Origin of the sequence: Aliinostoc sp. HNIBRCY26 (assembly GCF_050235535.1) — a bacterium.
Lineage (GTDB): Bacteria > Cyanobacteriota > Cyanobacteriia > Cyanobacteriales > Nostocaceae > Trichormus.
The window spans coordinates 451669-474204 of sequence record NZ_CP189852.1; the positions used below are offsets into that span (position 1 = coordinate 451669).

Here is a 22536-nt window from a genome sequence, read left to right on the forward strand (position 1 = left end):
TATATGAAGAGCATATCTACACCTATTGCAAATCCCTCGCAATTTTTTCAGCCGAAAATTAAGAGAACACACTAAATTGCCTTTCAAAAATTTATCATTAAATTGTAGCTACTCTGACAAATGTTTCATTAAAATGTGGTTGAGATGTTGTTACTTGCTCGTCCTTTCGACTGTGATCAGCAAAATGCTTATCTATGAGTAATGGCACTTGATCGGCACGAACACTGCTATAGCGCGTTTTGTCGGGCATGACTAAATTTGGCCCGGCTTTGCAGTTTTTCATACATCCAGTAGCTTTGATTGTTACTTGGTCTTCTAAACCGCGATCGCTTAAAGCTGATTCTAATGCTTGACAAAGCCGATTTCCGCCACGCTTCATGCAATCGGATTTTTGACACATCAAAATTGTGCCTTTTGTTTTCGGTGGTTGCGGTGGGGGTGGTGCAGAGATAGTACCAGTCGCAGCCATCACTCGTTCTGCTTTGAATTTGACTTGACCACTTTTGCGATCGCATTTTTTCTCACCTACAACCTGTAACCAAGTTCCAGGCTGCAATCGCCAGTCAAAATTATACCTTAAATTTTTAGCCAGTTTAACGTAACATTCTCCGTCATAAGTTCCTAGCAATAAGCCTTTGAGCTTATAACCATCCTCAATCACAAAATCTACAAATCTACCCTCAAGACAAAATTCTGTTACTTCTTTGCTGTGATATACACCCATATACTTTTATCCCTTACTAACTAACTTTGAGCTTGATTCATCCTGTAGCAGTTATGAACTTAAAAACCCTCTACCAGGCGCGTTTCAGCACCGAAATTAAATCTTGACGAGTGGCTGTAAACTGCTGCATCACACTCCAAAACTGCACAGCAGCTAAAGGAGAGTTAATTTCCACCTTTAATGGTTGATTAGCTTCGCACCAACAGGTAATTTCTAATTCCTGCAAGCGTTGATAAACTTGCCAACGATCTAACCAATTAACTTCTACAGTGTGAATCTGTGTGATTTGTGAAAGGAATGATTGCAAGCGAATATCCCCCAAAGTGCAACTAAATTGCAACAAATATCGTATAACTACTTCCCATACCTCAAAAAATTCTGAAGTGTGGTTCTCCTATTTAGAATAACCTAAGTGCAAACAATTCTCAGTTAGTTTGCTAAAAAAAATCAAAATTTTGTAAAAATCCTCTACAAAACTTACAGATGACACTCAAATAGCATGATTAAGCGGCGGCAATTTTCCAGATTCCATAAAAAGTCTATGAAGAGTGAAAATGGTTGTCTTTTGCCAGCCAATCTGCTTTCTGAAAGAGACTTTAGGGTAAAAATCGGGTATTTCAGCTAGTTAAAGCTGTGAAAATCTCCATTTTTCAAGTTAAACGGTGATTTTATACCTCTACTGCTCCAGGGTGGGGATATTCTGGGTAAGTCTCAAAATCTGCTGTTTGTCTTCACAGAGAATAGATAACTCATGAGAGATAAAAACTTTTTGGTATTGATATATGAATTGAAATATCAATACATCTAAGTAAATAACTCGATAACTAAATAAGCTTAATCAAATGTTAATTAAATGTTAATTAACGTATGTATATTCATGCACTTTTAGGAATTTTGCTTTGAAACTTTGATCACAAAAAATTCCAAAATCTATGCTAGAGATAGGGGCAAATTTCATTTTTATGGTGTTAATATGTAGGGACTTAACAGTTACAAACATTAACTGTTGAAAAGCGAGGAGAGCAATGGCAGATACACAAACTTTGTTACAAAATTTTGGTCAAGTTTACGACAATCCAGTATTACTAGATCGCAGCGTTACTGCACCAGTCACCGAAGGATTAAACGTGCTTCTGGCTAGCTTTCAAGCATTGTACTTGCAGTATCAAAAGCACCATTTTGTAGTTGAAGGTGCAGAATTTCACTCACTGCATGAGTTTTTTAATGAAAGCTATCAGGAAGTTCAAGACCACATCCATGAGATTGGTGAGCGTTTAAATGGGTTAGGTGGTGTACCTGCGGCGACTTTCAGTAAGTTGGCAGAATTAACCTGTTTTGAGCAAGAATCTGATGGTGTCTATTCTTCCCGCAAGATGGTAGAAAACGACCTAGCAGCAGAACAAGCAGTCATCAACGTTATCCGTCGTCAAGCTGCTCAAGCAGAGAGTCTAGGCGATCGCGGTACACGCTATATGTATGAAAAAATTCTTCTAAAAACTGAGGAAAGAGCTTACCACTTAGCTCACTTCTTAGCTAAAGACAGTTTAACCTTGGGTTTTGTTCAACCTGCCCAAAATTAATTCCCTGGTAATTGAGATTCTGTTATTTCATCAGACTGGATTGATAGAAATATGACAAAAGGTAGAAGGTGTAGAAGCCTTCTACCTTTTGTTATTTCTACCTATATTAATCACTCTCAAGCACTTGCTAAATATTAGCAATTAACTAATTGATAATTTTTGTACTTACAATCCTATCTCCGAAAAATTTGCCTACTCTAGAAAAAATATTTAGAAATTCTATAACACCAGCTAGAAATCATAGTTAGAATGCAGATAAGTATCACTAGAAATTTAAATTATTGAGAATTTTTTGAAATTAATCTATGTACAAATTAAAAAATATTCTTGTAAAGACATTTAACTTCAAAAAGTTATGAAAAATAAATCTTAGTTATTGGGGACTGGGGACTGGGGATTGGGGATTGCGGACGAGGGATTGGGGATTGGGGTATTGAATTTTGAATTGATTTGCCTATGCCCAATGCCCAATGCCCTATATCCAATTTGAGAAAACTTGATAATAAACAACACCAGAGGTGTGAAACAACTTTAAAATAGTCAGGATTTGTATTCTCGTACTCCAACCCAACGACTATGCCCCGCCGTCAAGACCTCCAGAAAATACTGTTATTAGGATCTGGCCCGATTGTGATTGGTCAAGCCTGTGAGTTTGACTATTCTGGAACTCAAGCCTGTAAAGCTTTGCGAGAGGAGGGTTATGAAGTAGTGCTGGTTAATTCCAACCCAGCAACTATCATGACCGACCCAGAAACAGCCAATCGCACTTACATTGAACCGCTAACGCCAGAACTAGTAGCCAAAGTCATCGCTAAAGAGCGTCCAGACGCATTGTTGCCAACAATGGGGGGACAGACAGCCCTGAATCTTGCAGTCGCCCTAGCAAAAAATGGCGTTTTAGAGCAATATAATGTCGAATTAATTGGTGCAAAGTTAGACGCGATCGAAAAAGCCGAAGACCGGAAACTCTTCAATGATGCAATGGCGAAAATTGGGGTAAAAGTTTGCCCTAGTGGTACAGCCTCATCCTTAGAAGAAGCCAAAGCGATCGCCCAACGCATCGGCACCTATCCTTTAATTATCCGTCCAGCTTTTACTATGGGTGGTACGGGTGGTGGTATTGCCTACAACCAAGAAGAATTTGAGGAAATGGCACAAGTCGGGATTGATGCCAGTCCCGTTTCCCAAATTCTCATCGATCAATCCCTCCTGGGCTGGAAGGAATATGAACTGGAAGTTATGCGCGACTTAGCAGATAACGTAGTGATTATCTGTTCTATTGAAAACCTCGATCCAATGGGGATTCACACAGGCGATTCCATCACTGTCGCTCCAGCCCAAACCCTCACCGATAAGGAATACCAACGGCTGCGGGATATGGCGATTAAAATCATCCGCGAGATTGGGGTAGAAACTGGTGGTTCTAACATTCAATTTGCCGTTAACCCAGTGGATGGCGATGTTGTCGTCATTGAAATGAATCCCCGTGTGTCTCGCAGTTCCGCCTTGGCTTCTAAAGCTACAGGCTTCCCAATTGCTAAGATGGCAGCGAAATTGGCTGTGGGTTACAGCTTGGATGAAATTAAAAACGACATCACCAAAAAAACCCCAGCTTCCTTTGAACCGACAATTGACTACGTTGTTACCAAAGTTCCCCGCTTCGCCTTTGAGAAATTCCCTGGTTCTGAACCAGTTTTGACCACCCAAATGAAATCCGTCGGTGAGGCAATGGCCATTGGACGGACTTTTAACGAATCCTTCCAAAAAGCTTTGCGTTCTCTCGAAACTGGACGCGCCGGCTGGGGCTGTGACAAAGCCGAAAAACTACCCAGTGGCGAACAAATCCGCGCCTTGTTACGCACACCCAACCCCGATCGCATTTTTGCCTTGCGTCATGCTTTACAGTTGGGGATTACCAGTGAGGAAATCTACGAACTCACAGGAATTGACCCTTGGTTCTTAGATAAAATGCAGCAAATTTTAGAGGTGGAAAAATTCCTCAAGCGGACACCCCTCAAGCAGTTGACTAAAGAGCAGATGTATGGAGTCAAGCGCGATGGATTTAGCGATCGCCAAATTGCTTTCGCCACCAAAACCACCGAAGACGAAGTGCGCGCCTATCGCCAAGAACTAGGTGTGATTCCAGTGTACAAAACCGTCGATACCTGTGCGGCAGAGTTTGAAGCCTTTACACCTTATTACTATTCCACCTACGAAGAAGAAACCGAAGTCTTGCCAGCCAGCAAACCCAAAGTCATGATTTTGGGAGGCGGCCCCAACCGCATCGGCCAGGGAATTGAATTTGATTATTGTTGCTGTCATGCTGCCTATGCCTTGAAGGGTGCAGGCTATGAAACAATCATGGTCAACTCCAACCCTGAGACAGTTTCCACAGATTACGATACCAGCGATCGCCTTTACTTTGAACCGTTAACCAAAGAAGATGTCCTCAACATCATCGAAGCAGAGAACCCAGTTGGAATCATCGTCCAATTCGGTGGACAAACGCCGTTAAAGTTAGCATTACCACTGCAACAATATTTGCAAGGGTTAGGGACTGGGGACACTTCGACAAGCTCAGTGCATCGCTGGGGACTGGGGACTGGGGAAGATTCCCAATCCCCAATCCCTAATCACCAATCCCCAGTCCCCAAAATTTGGGGTACATCCCCCGATTCTATCGACACCGCCGAAAACCGCGAACGGTTTGAGCAGATTTTAAAACAATTAAATATTGCTCAACCACCCAATGGAATTGCCCGCAGTTATGAGGACGCGTTAATTGTGGCGAAACGCATTGGCTATCCTGTGGTGGTACGTCCTAGTTACGTATTAGGGGGACGGGCGATGGAAATCGTCTACTCCGATGCAGAACTGGAACGTTACATGACCTTTGCGGTACAGGTAGAGCCAGACCATCCCATCTTAATTGATAAGTTCTTAGAAAACGCCATTGAAGTTGACGTAGATGCGATCGCTGACCACACCGGAAGGGTAGTAATTGGTGGCATCATGGAACACATCGAGCAGGCAGGAATTCACTCAGGAGACTCAGCTTGTTCTCTGCCGTCAATTTCCCTGCCGCCAGCCGTACTGAATCAAATTCGCACTTGGACTATTCAACTAGCACAAGCACTTTCTGTAGTGGGTTTGATGAATATTCAGTTTGCTGTTCTTGGTGCTAGCAGTTATTCTCCCCAAGTGTATATTTTAGAAGCTAACCCCCGCGCTTCTCGGACAGTACCTTTTGTTTCCAAAGCTACAGGTGTCCCCTTAGCGAAACTGGCATCTTTAGTTATGTCAGGGAAAACCTTAGAAGAACTGAACTTTACCCAAGAAGTCATTCCCCAGCACATCGCTGTCAAAGAAGCCGTCTTGCCCTTTAATAAATTCCCTGGAACTGATACAATATTAGGCCCAGAGATGCGCTCCACTGGCGAGGTAATGGGTATCGATAGCGATTTTGGTCGCGCCTTTGCCAAAGCAGAATTAGGTGCTGGAGAGCGTTTGCCCCTCACAGGAACGGTATTTGTGTCCATGAGCGATCGCGATAAAGCCGCCGCCGTTCCCGTAGTCAAGGAATTCATTGACTTAGGCTTCAAAGTTATGGCCACCTTCGGCACACGCCAAGTTTTAAAAGAGCATGGCTTAAATGTCGAGTTAGTCTTAAAACTACATGAAGGTCGTCCCCACGTAGTTGATGCCATCAAGAATCAGAAAATCCAGCTGATTATCAACACGCCATCAGGGGAAGAAGCCCAAACTGATGCTAGATTAATTCGCCGCACAGGTTTATCCTACAAAATCCCCATCATCACCACCATCGCCGGTGCCAAAGCCACCGTCGCAGCTATCCGTTCCATGCAAAATACCACCTTGGATGTAAAAGTCATCCAGGAATACTGCTCTTAATCAGAGGCAGGGGGCAGGGGGGGCAGGGGGAAAGGTAGACAAGGTAGAATTTCCTACCCAATCCCCAATCCCCAATCCCCAGTCCCCAGTCCCCAGTCTCCATCAATCTACACAAAGCAGTATTTACAAGGAAAATTAAGTAATTATTATAGAAAAATAATTATTGTTTTTATTGAGATATTTTAACAAATATGAGGAAGTGATCACTCTCTGCGGAAACTTCACCAGCTAGTTCCAGTCAAAGTTAGCTAGAGTGTTCGGTCGTGAGGTTAAAGTAGCTGGCGGGTATTCCCGTAAACGGGAAGTATCACAACTATATGCTTGATTCAAGATGGAATGAGTTTTTTTACAGTGTACTATTTTAGTAGTACACTGAGAATGATTGATTTACCTATATCTTGATGCGTGCAGAAATTTATGATTACCAGTACCCAAAAACCTCTCATAAATGTTACAATTGTTAACAAATATTTAGATACAAAGATTTTTGTATTCTCATTGTTTATCTAACCCCAGATACTTGTACAGACCAGGAAATAACTGTAACTTCTAGCAGTTAAAGACCCCCTGAAAGATCCTTATAGCAACTGAGATTCATCGGTTGCACAAGTTGTAAACAATAACAGACACCCCAGTTTAGCTGGGTAGTACCGGCAAAGAGCATCTATCAGTTAATGACCCTACCAACAAGTCCAACATTACCAAAGAGTAGCGCCATGAAGACCGCTCAGACAGCCACAGACCTCGTGCGGACTTACCTGCGTGAGATTGGCCGTGTACCACTCTTAACCCACGAGGAAGAAATTTGTTATGGCAAACAGGTACAACGTTCATCCATGTTGCAGGAAGTGCGGGAGGAACTAGCGAATAAGTTAGGTCATGAGCCAAGCTTAGAAGAGTGGGCGCAAGCAGCACAATTAGATATAGCAGAATTAAACTTAGCGATCGCCGAAGGTGAAATTGCTAAACGCAGGATGGTAGAAGCTAACCTGCGGCTAGTGGTGTCCGTTGCTAAAAAGTACATTAAACGCAACGTCGATTTATTGGACTTAATCCAAGAAGGTAGTATTGGAATGCAACGGGGTGTAGAGAAATTTGACCCCACCAAAGGGTACAGATTTTCTACCTATGCTTATTGGTGGATTCGCCAAGCCATTACCAGAGCGATCGCCGAAAAAGCGCGGACTATCCGCCTACCTATTCATATTACTGAGAAACTTAACAAAATTAAAAAAGCACAGCGTCAGCTTTCTCAAAGATTAGGACGCGCGCCTACAGCATCGGAACTAGCGAGTGAATTGGATCTCACACCTAAACAGGTAAGAGAATACTTAGAAAAAGCTCGCCTACCCTTATCTTTAGACTTACGGTTAGGAGATAACTACGACACCGAATTAGGAGAAATGCTAGAAGATCCTGGTGCGTCTCCTGAAGAGTTTGTCATGCAGTCTTCTCTATCTAAAGATTTAGAACGACTGATGGAACAACTCACCCCCCAACAAAGGGAAGTGATCAAACTCCGCTTTGGCTTAATGGATGGACAAGCTTTAACACTAGCCAGAATCGGCGAAATTCTCAACATTAGTCGTGAACGAGTCCGACAAATCGAGAGAGAAGCTTTGACTAAGTTACGTAAATCTAAAACCAGTATGGATGAGTATTTGGCTAGTTAGTCAATAGTCAATAGTCAATAGTCAATAGTCAATAGTGGCTAGATTGTTGATTGGAACTATTTAGGCTAAATATTACACCCCCAAGACACCCGTTATAGTTAACGTCAATTTACGTAAAGACGTTAAGTTAACAATGGGAGTCATGGGGGTGTATCAATTTGACAATAGTTTGTAGTGAGGACTTTAGTCCTCATCTTAAAACTGAAGTCTCCACTACAAACTAAAAGCTGAAAACCTATGCTAGAAATTACAGGAGCGATCATACTAAAAATAACCACTTCATAAAAATATGTACAATCAAAGTACAACTCAATTACCTATACCTGCACATTTTCATTCAGAGCAAGTAGGTACAGTTTGGCGCGTACCATACCAACAACGCGCCACCGAAGCAGAAATCTGGGCAAAACAACACAATATTCTACCCGCATCTTCCGACGAAAGGCGTGTTTGTCTACTGCTAATAGATGTTCAAAATACTTTTTGTATACCTGACTTTGAATTATTCGTCGGTGGTAAATCTGGAACTGGTGCAGTAGATGATAATCGCCGACTGTGTGAATTTATTTATCATAATTTAGGGTCAATCACCACCATTATTCCCACCCTAGACACCCATACCGCAACGCAAATTTTTCATCCTATTTTTTGGGTAAATCATGCAGGCGAACATCCCACGCCAGCAGCTACCAGCATTACTCCAGCAGATATTGAAAAGGGAATTTGGCAAGTTAACCCGAAAATTGCTAATAGTATTAATAGTGATTATGAATTATTAAAAAAACACGCTTACCACTACGTTAAACAACTCAGTCAAGATGGTAAATATCCTTTGACTGTTTGGCCTTATCATTCTATGTTGGGTGGTATTGGTCACGCTTTAGTTTCTGCTGTAGAAGAAGCGATATTTTTTCACTGTATTGCTAGGCAAAGTCAAACACAATTTGAAATTAAAGGCGATCATCCGTTAACAGAAAATTATTCTGTGTTACGTCCCGAAGTATTACAAAGTTTTGATGATAGCCCTTTATCTCATAAAAATACTCGCTTAATTCAGCAACTTTTAGAATTTGATGTAGTGATTATTGGTGGACAAGCAAAAAGCCATTGTGTTGCTTGGACAATTGATGATTTATTGACAGAAATTCAGCAGATAAATGCTAATTTAGCTCAGAAAATATATCTCCTGGAAGATTGTACTTCTCCTGTGGTAGTGCCTGGGGTTGTTGACTACACAGAACAAGCAGATGCAGCATTTGCTAAGTTTGCCGCCGCAGGAATGCACATTATAAACTCTATGGATATTGTTAAAAATTTGTAGTTTTCTGGGATTTATTAAAGTATCATTGCATCCACTAGTAACAATGGTAGGTGACAACAAAAATATTTATTATTACGTAATTTATGTTATGGCGTTTTCTAGTCTAATGACGTGAAAAATTATCTGCGTCCATCTGCGTCCATCCGCGTTCACTTCTGACTGACTTTATCTAACTAAAATGGGAAATGCTATATTTTCCAGCATTACACATCCTACACTATTAAATTCTGAAACTCCGTTGAATGACGGATATTTTCAAAATCAGGGTTAATTTTGGCGGCTTCTAGATAAGTTTCAGGGCTGGAATTAATTGCTTGTTTTAAATTTTTTATTGCTGACTCTAAATTATTTTGCAGGGCATAACAACAAGCAAGATTGTAGGAAGTTTCAACATCATCTGGTTCGATTTTAAGAATATGTTGATAACCAGCGATCGCTTCGTCATAACTACCTAATTTATGTAATATCATACTGCGGTTTTGCAATGCTGAAAATGTATCCCATAAAAACATAATTACTTGTTCACAAGCGATAATTCCATCATCAAATTGACCAAAATAGATTAATACTTTAGCCCACTCATACCAAGTTACTGCACCGTCATAGCTAAACTGCAATGCTGTTTCATAGCTTGTTATTGCAGCTTGTGAATTACCTAATTTCTCAAAAACTTTACCTCGTTCTGACCAAATTTGACTAGCATCAGGCTTAATTTCTAAAGCTTTTTCAAAGCTGGTAATTGCTTCTTCATTGCGGGATAAATTCTGTAATACAAAGGCGCGATCGCTCCAAGCAAAATAATCATGAGGGTTGATTACTAATAGCTGATCATAACCATGCAATGACTCATCGTAACGACCAATTTCTGATAATAAGCTACTGCACTCATGCCACGCTGCATAACTATTAGGCTGAATTTCTAAAGTTTTTTTGTAGCTAACAAGGGCTTCCTCATAAAAACCTAGCGCATATAAAGTAAAACTTTTATCCCACCAAGCATCATAGTTTTCTGGTTCAAGTTCTAATGCTCTGTTAAAGCTCAATAAAGCAGCCTCATTATCACCTAACCTTTCTAATTGTACTTGTCCTCGCCGATGCCAAGCTAGGAAGTTATTAGGCTCAAGTTCTATAGTTTTATCAAAACTTGTAAGTGCTGCTGTTGCTGATGTTTCTGTGTCTAATAAAAATAAATTCCAGCCGCGCTCATTCCAAGCCTCAGCAAAATATGGTTTAATTTCAATGGCTTTTTCAAAACTAGCGATCGCCTGTTCATACTCTAGTGCTTGATAATGCTCTAACCCTTGCTGAAAAAACAACTCTGCTTGTGATATTTGACCCATAAAACCATACGGTAAAAGGCAAAAGGCAAAAGGTAAAAGGCTAAAGAAAATATTTTTAGGACTTTAGCTTTTTACCTATTTGCTAGCGGTATTCTAGGGTTTTAAATAATCCTTGGGATTTTCAGCTACCCAACCTAGAGAAGAACTCGCACGAATTTCAAAATGCAGATGGGATTGCTTTCCAGTTGGTTGTCCGGTTGTGCCTACAGTCCCAAGTAATTGCCCTTTACTGACTTGTTGCCCGACTTTTACTTGAATTGTATCTAGATGAGCATAACGGCTTTGCATTCCGCCATTATGATTAACAATCACCAAATTACCGTAAGTACCCTGATTCTGGGCAAATACTACCGCACCTGGGGCGATCGCTTCTACCGGAGTTCCCACAGCCGCTAACAAATCAACACCACTGTGAAAAAACACCTGACCTGTATTGGGGTTAATTTGCCAACCATAGGGCAATCCTACCTCAGCCACCTGTTCAAAAGGATAGCCAGATAACTGCACTGGAGTAGTAGGTGTTGTATTGGTTTTAGGAGATGCTGTAAAAGTGCCATTAGGCGACCAATTGACCCCAGGTACAAACACAATTCGGGGATTTTGTTGACATCCATTGACCTCAAATAGCGCATCGGGACGGACTTTATATCTTGCTGCTACTTGTCGCCAAGTTTGACCGCTAGGAACTTCTACCACAATCCCATTGTAAGGAGGAATTTGTAAAATACTGCCCACCACTGGCTGTGAACCATTTTGAAGAGATGGATTCATCCCCACAATCGTTTCTGGCACAAGATTGTAACGCTGGGCGATGCTCACCAAAGTGTCACCCCGAACAACTTGATGTCGTCGAAATCGGGACAAAGCCGAAACAGGACAACCTTCAACAGCCGCACTAACATTGTTTGAGTTAGGAATCATGCTTAGTCCTAAAGCACCGACTAAGCCGCAGAGAAAAACCAAACGATGAGGAACAGTCATGGATATCCGTTAAGAAAGCCTTTAGTTATTAGTCGTGAGTCGTTAGTTATTAGTTTCTGTCTTATGTAGGGGTGTAGGGGTGTAAGGGTGTAAGGGGTGTAGGGGAAAGAATTTGAGATTTCAATCCAAAATCCAAAATCCAAAATCTAAAATCTAAAATCTAAAATTAAATACCCAGTCCCTAGTCCCCAATCCCCAGTCCCCAGTCCCCAATCCCCAATCCCCAAAAACTACCGAATGTTAAATTTACCTGTCCACTTGCTGGTTGCTTGACTAAACTTGTAAGTTAGCAACTGCATTGCTGTCCTTAAACGTAATCATTATGAATTTATCATTAAAGCAACTAGCCGTTTACCTATCTTTATTGGTGATCGGCGGTAGTGCAGGTTTGTTAGGTAGTCGCTATCTCATCCCGCAAAATCGCTCGTTTCAACAACTCAAAAATGTCACCGTGGCTTTACCCCCAGAAAGTGTGACTCCTAACCCTGTAAGTGGTTCTCCAGGGGCTATTAATGGTGATAATGTTAACTTTATTGCTCACGCTGTACAGAAAGTTGGCCCTGCTGTTGTCAGGATTAATGCCACGCGTAAAGTCGCTAATCCTATCTCAGATGCTTTAAAAAATCCTTTATTACGCCGCTTCTTTGGTGAAGATGAAGAACCACTTCCCCATGAAAGAATTGAGCGCGGTACGGGTTCAGGGTTTATTTTGAGTGAAAAAGGGCAAGTCCTAACTAATGCCCACGTTGTAGCTGACACAGATACAGTACAAGTAACTCTCAAAGATGGTAGGACTTTTGAGGGTAAGGTAGTGGGGATTGATAATATTACAGATGTGGCTGTCGTCAAAATTCCTGGAGAGGAATTGCCGACGGTGAAATTAGGTAATTCACAAAATTTGATTCCTGGACAGTGGGCGATCGCGATCGGCAATCCTTTAGGTTTAGATAATACTGTCACTATCGGCATTATCAGTGCCACAGACCGCACCAGCGCACAGGTAGGAGTTCCAGATAAACGGGTTAGCTTTATTCAAACTGACGCTGCTATTAATCCAGGTAACTCTGGCGGGCCTTTATTAAATGCCCAAGGGGAAGTAATAGGAATAAATACCGCAATTCGTGCTGATGCTCAAGGCTTAGGTTTTGCCATCCCCATAGAAACTGCTGCCCGTGTTGCTAATGAACTATTTACCAAAGGACGCGTAGAACATCCCTTTTTAGGGATTGAAATGACGGACTTATCTCCCACCAGAAAACAACAAATCAATCAAGAAAACAAGCTCAACATTCAACAGGAAACTGGCGTTGTCATTAAGGGCGTGGTAAAAGACTCACCAGCTAACCGGTCAGGATTGCTCCCTGGCGATGTAATTCAAAAAATTAACGATAAACCAGTCAAAACATCAGCCCAAGTCCAAAAACAAGTTGAATCCAGCACTGTGGGAGATGTTCTGGTGATGGAAATCAACCGCAGTGGCAAAATTCTCACAGTCAAAGTACAGTCAGGTGCTTATCCCAAAAAATAGTCAATAGTCAATAGTCAATAGTCATTAGTCATTAGTCATTACTCATTAGTCATTACTCATTACTCATTACTCATTACTCATTACTCATTACTCATTACTCATGAGTCCTTCATCCTTGCACAGTAACTTTTTGACTATGGACTTTTGACTATTGACTCTGGACTATTGACTATTGACCATTAGACAAATGATCTAACTGCATCCTTTGTTCCATTTGGCGCAGAAAATAACCTGTCATCATAGCCGATGCTAGCAGTCCGGCTAAATTTTCTTTGTCGGTGGTTATTTGGACATTAAAATTCTCTGCTGGAAGCATTCCCACTAGCCCTTGTACGTTCTGGGAAATAATTTGTTTAATTTCCGGGCTAACGGACTGGGCAACACGGGCTAGAACTTCTGGAGACTGATGTTGGAGATATTTAAGTAACTGATTGGGGTTTTCCCCAAAGTGGTCGGAAAGCAGTTGGTTGGGGTGTTCCTCAGAGTTGTCGTTCAAAAAATCAGGATCAAACACCATTGGCAATTCTTTTTAGCTTAGTTGCTAATTCTACTCTAAACCATCGCGCAAAGGAATTGGGAATTGGGAATTGGGAATTGGGCATTGGGCATTATATTCTTCTTCCTTGTCTTCCTTGTCTTCCTTGTCCCCAGTCCCCAGTCCCCAGTCCCCAATTCCCAATCCCCAATCCCTACTCCCCAGTTTCCAGTTCTAGTTCTAACTGCTGTTCTTTCGGGCTATTTTCTAAGATTTGGGGAAGTTGTTCGATTTGGAAGTATTGATGAAATTTTGATGTGACTTGTAGTGAGTAGGAACGGGATTCCTGATCCCGTCTTTTGCGAACAAAACCAAGTTCGACTAATTCGGGAACGTGCTGATATACTCCTGATCCGCGTAGGTTAATTAAATCACTTTGGCGGATGGGACTATTGAGGGCGATCGCAGCCAGTGTCCTCAATGCTCCTAATCCCAATTCTACAGGAATCAATGTTTGTACTAAGTCATGAAAATCAGACCGGAGTTGCAAACTATAACCAGCTGGTGTTTCTACAACTTCCAGTGCGCTATCTCGGCGGGCGTAGCTGTCCATGAGTTCAATGATGCCTTCTTCAACCTTAGCTCGATCGCAGGCTGCATACTCGGCGATTTCGCCCAGGGACAAAGGTTTACCCTTTAAGTAGAGAATCGCTTCTATCGTGGTTGCTGTGGCTGTGGTCATGAATCAATTTAAAATTCAAAATTTAAAATTCAAAATTAAAGCTACAAAATTCAAAATTTGAACTTTGTGTATTGAATTTTCTTATTGAGGTTTAATAACTTTACATTAATAAGTGTGTGGGATTATACCTTTTTTTGTTGCTTAAGTCAAGGCAAATCCCACAAATAATCAAATAAAAAGCCAGTATCATCAGAATTCAATTATTCCCCCTGCCCCCTGCCCTATCCTCGACTGCCAAGGATAAATTCAGCGATCGCCAAATCTTGGGGAGTAGTAATTTTGAGGTTGGTTTCTTCGCCTTCCACAATTTGCACTTCAATGCCGCATTTTTCAAATAATGCTGCATCGTCGGTGACTTCCCAACCTTGGCGGATGCCTTCAGCATGACATTGTTTTAACAACTGGACGTTAAATCCTTGGGGGGTTTGGGCTGCCCACAAATTTTGACGGTCAGGTGTATTTTGAATTATGCCATTGCCATCCACAACTTTGATTGTGTCCTTTACAGGAACGGCTGCAATTAAGCCAGAACACTTACGTATAGCTTGGGCGCAGGCGTTGAGTAAATCTGGTGTGGCTAAACATCTAGCCCCATCGTGAATTAAAACTTGCTCTGCCTCTGTTGGCAGTGCCTGTAAGCCGTTATAAACCGACTCTTGACGGGTAGCACCACCCAGAATTAATTCTACTGGCTTAGTTAGCCGTAAATTAGCGATAATTTCCTTAAATTCTGGCCAGTCAGTCGGCTGAGAAATAATCCCTATCCAAGAGATTTCTTCAGCCGCTTGTGCAGCCAACAGAGTCCAAGCCAGAATAGATTGCGATCGCACCTGCAACAGCAGTTTATTCCGTTGACTCCCCATTCTTTTGCCGACACCGGCCGCAGGAATTAGTAAATACACAACAATCCTCAATCTTTCAACTAGGGGCTAGTGACTTTCACCTCGTTACAATTCAAAATTATGGATTCAAAGCAATTTATTTTGAATTTTGAATTTTGAATTTTGAATTACCCGAAGGGGCATACCTATATTCACCTAAAATAAGGAGCGAGTAAGCGTCAATAATTATTATGCGAGTAGTAGCCCTTGTACCTGGCGGAATTGGCGATCAAATTCTCTTCTTTCCGACTCTAGACGACTTGAAGAGACATTATCCCAACGCGCAACTAGATGTCGTTACCGAACCCCGGTCAAAGGCTGCCTACCGGGTGAGTAAGTCAGTCAATGAGGTGCTGGCTTTCGATTACAAAGACCGTAACAGCCTGGCAGATTGGGGCAACCTAGTAGGCACAATTCGCGATCGCGAGTATGAAGTAGTCATTACTGTTGGTCAAAGTTGGTTATTGGGTCTTTTTCTCTGGTTAACAGGAATCCCCACACGTATCGGCTACCAAGGTAAAGGCTCTGGATTTCTTACCAATTCTGTGCCGTTGAAATCATCTCAGTATGCAGCCGTAACTTACCACGATTTGCTGCAACCATTAGGTATTACCACTCCTACCCCAGAGTTAGCGGTAAATGTGCCGAAACCTGACATTGAGTGGGCGCAAAACGAACAAAAACGTTTAGGAGTAAATAATGGTTATGTATTAATTTATGATGGCTCAAGCTGGCTATCCAAACCTCAAGCGGGAGATACTTTATATCCCGTGGAAAACTGGCAAGCCATTATTCAGGACTTTCAAACTAAACAACCAGATTTACCAATAGTTGTCATTCAAGGAACTAATGACGAAGCATTTGTGCGATCGCTCCGGGATTCAGCCCCTAATCTTAAGGTGACTGCTCCCGAAGACATCGGTAAATTAGCCGCCATCATTGCCGGAGCTAGTTTGATGCTCACTACTGACACTGTACCATTACAACTCAGTGTAGCAGTACAAACTTATACAATTTGCCTGTTTGGTTCTACAGACCCAAGCAAAGTGTTACCAACAAGCGATAAGTTCTTGGGTATCAAATCTTCTACCGGCAAAATAGCGGATATTTCTCCCAAAACCATCCTTGAAAAAGTTTGGGGTGGATGAATTAGGGCATGGGGCATGGGGCATCGGGCATTGGGCATGGGGCATCGGGCATTGGACAAACAGGACATTAAAGTAAAATCTCCCAGTCCCCAATCCCCAGTGAAGCACTGAGCTTGTCGAAGTGTCCCCAATCCCCAATCCCCAGTCCCCAATCCCCAGTCCCAACCTCAAAACAAATCGAAAAACGCATCATCTAATTCGTAACCAAGCATTTGCGCCATAGATTTTAGTCGTGCTTGCCAAGGAATATCCTGCTGTTTTAACCAGTCGCTTAACAGAAACACTTTGTGCATTAAAAAGATTTCTAAAGCTTCAGGATTATATTGAATGCCCTCTTTAGCACTAAATTGATGGGGTACAAGCATCGCCGCATAACGAGCAAGTTCTCCAGCTTTCCAATCCAATAAAAATGGCAGCCACGGGTATTTAGCATCTAGACGCACAAACCACAGCCTTAACTCAGGAATTTCTGACAATTCGCGAGGATCACCTGGTTCTAGAGGATAGTTGATATCAAAGTGCAACTGCTGTTCATAGTTAGCGTAGACGCTTTGTGTCGTGCCTTGAGACGTTTGCTCTTGTAACAGTTGATTAATTACCGTATCAACAGGGGATAAATCCAGGGTATTAACAGAGTCAGTATTGAGCGCGATCGTGATTGTCATGGACTCAACAGCTACTTTTTGTATACGGTGTTAGTTTCGAGAATTCACAGTACCAGTTTTCTGCAATTGACGCTACATTGACAAACTGCACCTAACCTAAAATCACAAAAAGCAGAATCACTCAGAACATACAATTCACCATCTTTTGAGCATCAACATTTCTCATGCCTGGCAGTTGCGTCTCTTCATTAGCTGTAGTCCGAGCTTAAACGACAGATAAAACTACATATATACATAAGTATATACTTATGTATTTTCCTTAACATTTATCAATACTTCATGTTGTCTCTAAGAACATTTTTGAAGACTAGAAAAATTTATAGTGTGCAATTTTTAAAGTTGTCTATGCTACCCTTATAACCCGATTAGGTGATGGTAGAATTACTGCACACTAACTAAATAAATATTCAGAATTACTCAGCCAAACACCGTAATTACACAGGTACTAGGATAGAGTAACAAATTATTCTGTAGCAAAAACAACGGATACTTAAGTAAATATAACATGGTGATGAAATATTAGCAGTGTTAAAACCTCAACCTATTTATCAATAGACATTTCCTTAAGCACAGCCCTTTAGTCAAGAAAAATTTAAATAATATTAAGTAGTTCTGGAGAGAAAAGAAAGCCGGTTATAAAAGGCAAGAAAATACAAAAAATATTAATCATCAACAAATCTCGTATCTTTTTAGACATTAATAAATAGTTATCAATGTTGTAACTTTTATTCAGTAGTTCATCCCTAATTGAACCGAACTTATTGAAACAATTTATGCACCTTTGATACTGAAAAATGCTAAATATATAGTCTTTGTCTCAAAAATTTAGTACACACCAAATATATCTGTGAGGGGATTATGACAATTGCAGTAACAATCAAGATTATTGACAAAAATGAATTAATTTAACTGTTTTTGTTAGTGCTTCTAATTCTTGACACCACAATCTTTCACAATTAGTTAATGTAAATAATTATCTACATAGCTTTCTCATTAAGCTATATAATCTTTACTTACGTTCAAACTTCACAATCTTACAAAATCAACAAATATAACAATGGGGATAAACACATGACTAAGAGCATTTATCTGAGTAAATTACTTGCCTTTACTGCCATTTTCTCAGTTGCGATATTGCATGGCAATCAGTTACAAGTTAAAGCTCAGGAAACACCCACCACTCCTGAAACTACGACAACCACCACAACGTCAAACCAAAAAATTTGTTCTTTAGATCCCGTTGAAAGTTTGCTACCTCCTGTCTCAAACCAAAAAACTAGTTCTGCTTTTTCTTACCTAGCAGAACAAGGTTTTTCTCGTAGCGAAGATGGCTCTTGGGTATGTTATGTGAACGACCCTAACAAAGATAATCGCTACTACACACTATTTAAAGTTACAGAGAAAGATGGCAAACTAATTGGCAGTTCTTTCTTAGATGATGGCAGTCTAATTTTAGGTCAGGACTCTCGGAGTTTAGATTTCTTTATGTCTCTAATTCAGCATCACACTACTATAAATCAGGAAAACCAAGATAGTGTACGCAGATATTTAGAGGCATTTATCTCCTTAGTAAAAGACGGAAAGATTAAGCCCTCTCGCCGTGGTTTTCTGTTTGATGAGCCAAATCGAGCATTAATTATTTATCATCCATTGAGTGCAGGAGAATTAAAAGGAACAGCCATTACAATCAACATCCAACTACCTAAAAATGTGAGTTCTCAACCAACTCAAAACTGAGTTTTTACTTGTCAAACGAGAATTGCTTAGTTTGCTCAAGATAAATTACTCCCAATTAAATCTATCTGTGTCATCTACCGGAGAAGGGTCTTGTTGAAATCTACCATCAAAAACATCACACTTGTATTCTCGTCTTTAGCAACACTACTGATTCTTGTTCAGACTGCTAATGCACAACCAAAAGGCTTAAATGTTGGTGCGCCTGTCAAAATACCACCAGGCCAAGAAGAGCAGTATTTACAGTATCAGCTACAAAATAACGAAGCTGGCTTGCGTCAGATACGAGTTATCCCTGGGTGCGTAGTAGGGTTTGGTCTACGTTGTAACAAAACCGGTACTATCCTGGAGCAAGTTATTGAATCTAACGGTGGACTGACTTATCAACAAATGTTGATGAGAGCAGCTGGCGGAGAAACTAACTATCAGAGAACTCTTGGCTTTTACGGCAACAACAGTAATCTGATTAACTCTCCTTATATGTCAGTCTGGAGAAATCATTCCTCCCAAATTTTAGATTCAGCGCAGTATGGACTGGGAGGAAAACTGAGTTCAAGTCCTGTAGTTGGTTTTAGAGATGTCACAAGAAACTTTTTGTGGTCAGGAAAACCAGCAGATGACCTCCGCAGTGGGTTTGTGAACTTGAAACTATCCTATGGACAAACCCTCTTAGAAGAAGCCGCCAAAATCCCCAACCTTGAACAAAAGATTGTTGATCTGAACCTAGAGCCAGATATGACACAGTTCTATCTGAATAATCTCTCTAGGGGATTAAACGCTTTACAGACAGGAAATAAAGCCGAACTCAGACAAAGTATTTTGACAATACTTTCGCGTCCATATACTCCCAATGCTAGAGATGATGGTTGGTATGGGAGAAAACTGGTTCAACTTCCAAATGTGACTCCACCAGGTGAAACCATAGTGGGTGAAACATTTGATACTGCATTAGTAGAACCAGGCAGCACAGTAGGAATCGAAGAAATAGCAGAAATCCCTGGTGAAGAAATCATTGCAGCTCAGTCAGATGGTTCTCCAGTTGTCTGGCCTTGGATTGCTGGTTTAGTACCGTTGATTGTATTACTGGCCTTACTTGGTGGAAGAGGTAATTCATCTAGTCGCAATTCTGTGGGAAGTGTACCTGAACCAACTCCAACCACACCTCCAACCACACCTCCAACCACACCTCCAACCACACCCCCAACAACACCTCCAACCACACCTCCAACACCAGTATGTCCCCCAGGAACAATTAAAGTTGATACTCCGGGAAATAGTGGTGAACTTCAATGTATTGCAACACCTCCAACAAAAGTGTTTGAACCTTCTACATTGAAGGCTATTATTTTGGTAACACTCATATACTGTCTAGTCGCTTACAAACAAAAGCATAGACACAAGTTAACTTGAATAACCACAGATTTTAACTGTTGGTTTTTTTGACGAATCAAACTAAGAATCTTAAGACTGCGTGGTAGTGTACTTAACTTAATTTATGTCTGTTGCTAAAATCTGGCTAATGTGAGTTATGGACTAGAAAATATAGTTGCTTTAATCCATTTAATATTTGAGATGCAAAGCAGAGAATTTAATATGACTCTTACCAGTAATTAATAACCTGACATAATGCGTTGAAATATCTGTAAAAGCTCAATAAAATAATCAATTATGAAAAAATGATTAAATAAAAACTAAAATTAAGATAATAAATAAAAATCTCTCAGTTCACGGCTGAGAGATGAAACGTTTTTATTACTTTTCACACGAAATTTATCCCACTTCCATAGCATACCTATACTTTGAAAAATATGTATGCCAAAATGCCTATTGGTCAATAGTCAATAGTCAATAGTCATTAGTCATTAGTCATTAGTCATTAGTCATTAGTCAATAGTCATTAGTCATTAGTTTTTCTCCCCTTCTACCTTGTCCCCAGTCCCCAATCCCCAGTCCCCAGTCCCCAGTCCCCAGTCCCCAGTCCCCAGTCCCCAGTCCCCAGTCCCCAATCCCCAGTCCCCAGTCCCCGATGAGTTGGCTACCTACACCCCAAGATTTAACTTTATTCCCGAATGAGGTTCATGTTTGGCGATTTCAGCTAGATATAACAGAATCGCAGCTAGAAAGCTTATCAGCAATTCTTTCTAACGATGAACTGGCTCGTGCTAACAGATTTTATTTTCCAGAACATCGCCAGCGTTTTATTGCTGGACGGGGTGTTCTCAGGCAGATATTAGGTGGTTATTTGGGAATTTTGCCGGGACAAGTCAAGTTTGATTATGAAGCGCGTGGTAAACCGTTGTTAGCAGAGGGTTTACAGCAAAGTGGCTTGTTATTTAACTTGTCGCATTCTCACAATTTAGCTTTGTGTGCGGTGAATTATACTCGGCCAATAGGGGTAGATTTAGAGTCTTTGCGTGTGATGGATGATGTGGAAGCGTTGGCGCAAAGGTTTTTTTTACCACAAGAATATAATTTACTGCGATCGCTACCCGAAGACCAAAAACAAACAACCTTCTTCCGCTACTGGACTTGTAAAGAAGCTTATCTTAAAGCGACGGGTGACGGCATATCTCAATTAGAACAAATTGAAATAGCACTAACACCCACAGAACCAGCTAGGTTAGTCAAATTACCTGCTTGGAGTCTAGTAGAGTTAGTGCCTGATAATAACTATGTTGCTGCTCTTGCCGTGGCGGGTTGTGGCTGGCAGTTAAAGTGTTGGCAATATTAACCATCTAAGCCGCATTCCCGAATCAGCTCACTATAATTTTTAGTAACGACCAAAATCGGCCGCATATTTGAGATTAGCTCGATTTCCGGCTCTGACTTGGTTGAAATTGACTATACCTAAAAACTGATAAAGTTTATCAACTACAGTCGGAGAAATTTGTCCCATAGACAGCATCAATTTTGTCACACCTTCCATAATCGGATTTTGATTGACAAGAATTTCTGCTTGACTGCCTTTAATAGCACGCATAACAGCGTTAGCTATACCTTTGGGTGTCGTCACACCTGCTAATTTAGGTGCAGGTACACGAGGATCAACGGTCATCCCAGTATGAGAGACATATCCCGGACAAACTGTCGAAATATGGACACCACTACCAGCTAATTCTTGACGGACGGCATCAGTCCACATAATCAAACTTGCCTTACTAGCAGAGTAAATGCTGTTAAAAGCAATACCCTTTTTACCAGCTAGTGAAGCAATGTTAACAATGCGGCCACTACCTCGTTCCATCATGTTGGGGAGTAATAAACGAGTTAATTCCATAGTAGCCAAGAGGTTAGTGTTGAAGACAGAATGAATTTCTGCGAGAGAGTAATTGGCGAATGCACTAATAATTTCTATGCCAGCATTATTGACTAAAATATCAACAGAGCCGACATTTGAGTGAACCTGTTCGGTGAGAGCAGATAATTCCCCTACCTTGGTAATGTCAAAAGGGACGGCAAAAGCTCTACCACCTGCTGCATTGACTGCATCACAAGTTTGCTCTAATCCTGAACGGGAACGCGAAACACACACCACGGTTGCTTGCTCTTTTGCTAAAGCACGAGCAATATGCACACCCAGACCGCGTGAGGCACCGGTCAACAGCACTGTCTTACCTGTGAGAGTTGTCATTGTAACCTGCTAGTACCTGTATTCTGATCGGCAGGATTCACGCATTATCAATTTGGTAAATTCTGTGTAGCCTCATTCAGACTACAGACAGATCAAACCTTCAAACTCACCTATCCGCAACTAAATGCGATAAAGACAGCTACATTCCAGACTTGTAGATTGCACTTTTTTGGCAGAAAATTGACTTATAACAGTGTTGAT

General features: G+C 41.1%; 20 protein-coding genes. 10 read left to right on the forward strand and 10 right to left on the reverse strand.

Annotated features, from left to right (window positions below; all coding sequences use genetic code 11):
• Nucleotides 1-97: 97 nt before the first annotated feature.
• Nucleotides 98-724 (reverse strand): (2Fe-2S) ferredoxin domain-containing protein, encoded by a 627-nt coding sequence (locus ACQFX9_RS01900; RefSeq protein ID WP_427160456.1) that lies wholly within the window; start codon nucleotides 722-724, stop codon nucleotides 98-100.
• A 70-nt stretch (nucleotides 725-794) separates the two neighbouring features.
• Entirely contained in the window at nucleotides 795-1031 is a 237-nt protein-coding gene (locus ACQFX9_RS01905; RefSeq protein WP_427160457.1) for an Asr1405/Asl0597 family protein, read from the reverse strand.
• Nucleotides 1032-1749: 718 nt separating this feature from the next.
• Between ACQFX9_RS01905 and ACQFX9_RS01910 the strand changes: the two genes are divergently transcribed.
• The 4 genes from ACQFX9_RS01910 (at nucleotide 1750) to ACQFX9_RS01925 (ending at nucleotide 9210) form a co-directional block, all read left to right on the forward strand.
• Complete coding sequence (locus ACQFX9_RS01910) at nucleotides 1750-2304, forward strand: Dps family protein (RefSeq protein ID WP_103140065.1); 555 nt, start codon at nucleotides 1750-1752, stop codon at nucleotides 2302-2304.
• A gap of 576 nt (nucleotides 2305-2880) precedes the next feature.
• Nucleotides 2881-6216, forward strand: a complete 3336-nt coding sequence (gene carB, locus ACQFX9_RS01915) for a carbamoyl-phosphate synthase large subunit (protein ID WP_427160458.1) — start codon at nucleotides 2881-2883, stop codon at nucleotides 6214-6216.
• 716 nt (nucleotides 6217-6932) lie between these two features.
• Entirely contained in the window at nucleotides 6933-7889 is a 957-nt protein-coding gene (locus tag ACQFX9_RS01920) for an RNA polymerase sigma factor, RpoD/SigA family (protein ID WP_427160459.1), read from the forward strand.
• 289 nt (nucleotides 7890-8178) lie between these two features.
• Entirely contained in the window at nucleotides 8179-9210 is a 1032-nt protein-coding gene (locus ACQFX9_RS01925; protein WP_427160460.1) for an isochorismatase, read from the forward strand.
• Between the two features lie 212 nt (nucleotides 9211-9422).
• On the opposite strand, the gene ACQFX9_RS01930 is transcribed toward ACQFX9_RS01925, so the two are convergent.
• Both ACQFX9_RS01930 and ACQFX9_RS01935 read right to left on the reverse strand, forming a co-directional pair.
• A complete protein-coding gene (locus ACQFX9_RS01930; RefSeq protein ID WP_427160461.1) occupies nucleotides 9423-10550 on the reverse strand; it encodes a tetratricopeptide repeat protein in 1128 nt (375 codons plus the stop codon).
• Nucleotides 10551-10643: 93 nt separating this feature from the next.
• On the reverse strand, nucleotides 10644-11531 hold the full coding sequence (locus tag ACQFX9_RS01935) for a LysM peptidoglycan-binding domain-containing M23 family metallopeptidase (protein ID WP_427160462.1): 888 nt from the start codon (nucleotides 11529-11531) through the stop codon (nucleotides 10644-10646).
• A gap of 322 nt (nucleotides 11532-11853) precedes the next feature.
• On the opposite strand from ACQFX9_RS01935, the gene ACQFX9_RS01940 reads away from it, so the two are divergent.
• Nucleotides 11854-13059 carry an HhoA/HhoB/HtrA family serine endopeptidase gene (locus ACQFX9_RS01940; RefSeq protein WP_427160463.1) on the forward strand — a complete coding sequence of 402 codons (1206 nt, stop codon included), beginning with the start codon at nucleotides 11854-11856 and terminating at the stop codon, nucleotides 13057-13059.
• Nucleotides 13060-13228: 169 nt separating this feature from the next.
• Here the strand turns inward: ACQFX9_RS01940 and ACQFX9_RS01945 are convergent, their stop codons facing one another.
• The 3 genes from ACQFX9_RS01945 to ispD all read right to left on the reverse strand — a co-directional run bounded on the left by ACQFX9_RS01945 (nucleotide 13229) and on the right by ispD (nucleotide 15178).
• On the reverse strand, nucleotides 13229-13576 hold the full coding sequence (locus ACQFX9_RS01945) for a DUF760 domain-containing protein (protein WP_236145231.1): 348 nt from the start codon (nucleotides 13574-13576) through the stop codon (nucleotides 13229-13231).
• Between the two features lie 172 nt (nucleotides 13577-13748).
• The gene (scpB, locus tag ACQFX9_RS01950; RefSeq protein WP_427160464.1) at nucleotides 13749-14276 is read right to left on the reverse strand and encodes an SMC-Scp complex subunit ScpB; all 528 of its coding nucleotides are present in this window, start codon (nucleotides 14274-14276) and stop codon (nucleotides 13749-13751) included.
• A 221-nt stretch (nucleotides 14277-14497) separates the two neighbouring features.
• Nucleotides 14498-15178, reverse strand: coding sequence for a 2-C-methyl-D-erythritol 4-phosphate cytidylyltransferase (gene ispD / locus ACQFX9_RS01955; RefSeq protein WP_427160465.1), 681 nt, complete (start codon nucleotides 15176-15178; stop codon nucleotides 14498-14500).
• 170 nt (nucleotides 15179-15348) lie between these two features.
• On the opposite strand from ispD, the gene ACQFX9_RS01960 reads away from it, so the two are divergent.
• A complete protein-coding gene (locus ACQFX9_RS01960; protein ID WP_427160466.1) occupies nucleotides 15349-16305 on the forward strand; it encodes a glycosyltransferase family 9 protein in 957 nt (318 codons plus the stop codon).
• Between the two features lie 167 nt (nucleotides 16306-16472).
• Here the strand turns inward: ACQFX9_RS01960 and ACQFX9_RS01965 are convergent, their stop codons facing one another.
• A complete protein-coding gene (locus ACQFX9_RS01965) occupies nucleotides 16473-16970 on the reverse strand; it encodes a CRR6 family NdhI maturation factor (RefSeq protein WP_236145004.1) in 498 nt (165 codons plus the stop codon).
• Nucleotides 16971-18041: 1071 nt separating this feature from the next.
• Here ACQFX9_RS01965 and ACQFX9_RS01970 point away from each other — a divergent pair.
• Both ACQFX9_RS01970 and ACQFX9_RS01975 read left to right on the forward strand, forming a co-directional pair.
• Nucleotides 18042-18707 (forward strand): hypothetical protein, encoded by a 666-nt coding sequence (locus tag ACQFX9_RS01970; RefSeq protein WP_427160467.1) that lies wholly within the window; start codon nucleotides 18042-18044, stop codon nucleotides 18705-18707.
• Between the two features lie 90 nt (nucleotides 18708-18797).
• On the forward strand, nucleotides 18798-20114 hold the full coding sequence (locus ACQFX9_RS01975; RefSeq protein WP_427160468.1) for a hypothetical protein: 1317 nt from the start codon (nucleotides 18798-18800) through the stop codon (nucleotides 20112-20114).
• A gap of 287 nt (nucleotides 20115-20401) precedes the next feature.
• Here the strand turns inward: ACQFX9_RS01975 and ACQFX9_RS01980 are convergent, their stop codons facing one another.
• The gene (locus ACQFX9_RS01980) at nucleotides 20402-20539 is read right to left on the reverse strand and encodes a hypothetical protein (RefSeq protein ID WP_427160469.1); all 138 of its coding nucleotides are present in this window, start codon (nucleotides 20537-20539) and stop codon (nucleotides 20402-20404) included.
• A gap of 91 nt (nucleotides 20540-20630) precedes the next feature.
• Here ACQFX9_RS01980 and ACQFX9_RS01985 point away from each other — a divergent pair, with 91 nt between their 5' ends.
• Both ACQFX9_RS01985 and hetI read left to right on the forward strand, forming a co-directional pair.
• The gene (locus ACQFX9_RS01985; protein WP_427160470.1) at nucleotides 20631-20777 is read left to right on the forward strand and encodes a hypothetical protein; all 147 of its coding nucleotides are present in this window, start codon (nucleotides 20631-20633) and stop codon (nucleotides 20775-20777) included.
• On the forward strand, nucleotides 20731-21435 hold the full coding sequence (gene hetI / locus ACQFX9_RS01990; RefSeq protein WP_427160471.1) for a 4'-phosphopantetheinyl transferase HetI: 705 nt from the start codon (nucleotides 20731-20733) through the stop codon (nucleotides 21433-21435). Before ACQFX9_RS01985 ends, hetI begins: the two co-directional genes overlap by 47 nt.
• Nucleotides 21436-21474: 39 nt before the next feature.
• Here the strand turns inward: hetI and ACQFX9_RS01995 are convergent, their stop codons facing one another.
• Entirely contained in the window at nucleotides 21475-22335 is an 861-nt protein-coding gene (locus ACQFX9_RS01995; protein WP_427160472.1) for an SDR family NAD(P)-dependent oxidoreductase, read from the reverse strand.
• Nucleotides 22336-22536: the final 201 nt, after the last annotated feature.

Bases quoted from the DNA above. Each gene is read 5' to 3' on its own strand.
- ACQFX9_RS01965 (WP_236145004.1), bottom strand. From the start codon at position 16,970: ATGACAATCACGATCGCGCTCAATACTGACTCTGTTAATACCCTGGAT.
- ACQFX9_RS01995 (WP_427160472.1), bottom strand. From the start codon at position 22,335: ATGACAACTCTCACAGGTAAGACAGTGCTGTTGACCGGTGCCTCACGC.
- ACQFX9_RS01910 (WP_103140065.1), top strand. From the start codon at position 1,750: ATGGCAGATACACAAACTTTGTTACAAAATTTTGGTCAAGTTTACGAC.
- ACQFX9_RS01940 (WP_427160463.1), top strand. From the start codon at position 11,854: ATGAATTTATCATTAAAGCAACTAGCCGTTTACCTATCTTTATTGGTG.
- ACQFX9_RS01925 (WP_427160460.1), top strand. From the start codon at position 8,179: ATGTACAATCAAAGTACAACTCAATTACCTATACCTGCACATTTTCAT.
- ACQFX9_RS01960 (WP_427160466.1), top strand. From the start codon at position 15,349: ATGCGAGTAGTAGCCCTTGTACCTGGCGGAATTGGCGATCAAATTCTC.
- carB (WP_427160458.1), top strand. From the start codon at position 2,881: ATGCCCCGCCGTCAAGACCTCCAGAAAATACTGTTATTAGGATCTGGC.
- ACQFX9_RS01900 (WP_427160456.1), bottom strand. From the start codon at position 724: ATGGGTGTATATCACAGCAAAGAAGTAACAGAATTTTGTCTTGAGGGT.
- scpB (WP_427160464.1), bottom strand. From the start codon at position 14,276: ATGACCACAGCCACAGCAACCACGATAGAAGCGATTCTCTACTTAAAG.
- ACQFX9_RS01930 (WP_427160461.1), bottom strand. From the start codon at position 10,550: ATGGGTCAAATATCACAAGCAGAGTTGTTTTTTCAGCAAGGGTTAGAG.
- ACQFX9_RS01920 (WP_427160459.1), top strand. From the start codon at position 6,933: ATGAAGACCGCTCAGACAGCCACAGACCTCGTGCGGACTTACCTGCGT.
- ACQFX9_RS01935 (WP_427160462.1), bottom strand. From the start codon at position 11,531: ATGACTGTTCCTCATCGTTTGGTTTTTCTCTGCGGCTTAGTCGGTGCT.
- ACQFX9_RS01945 (WP_236145231.1), bottom strand. From the start codon at position 13,576: ATGGTGTTTGATCCTGATTTTTTGAACGACAACTCTGAGGAACACCCC.
- ACQFX9_RS01970 (WP_427160467.1), top strand. From the start codon at position 18,042: ATGACTAAGAGCATTTATCTGAGTAAATTACTTGCCTTTACTGCCATT.
- hetI (WP_427160471.1), top strand. From the start codon at position 20,731: ATGAGTTGGCTACCTACACCCCAAGATTTAACTTTATTCCCGAATGAG.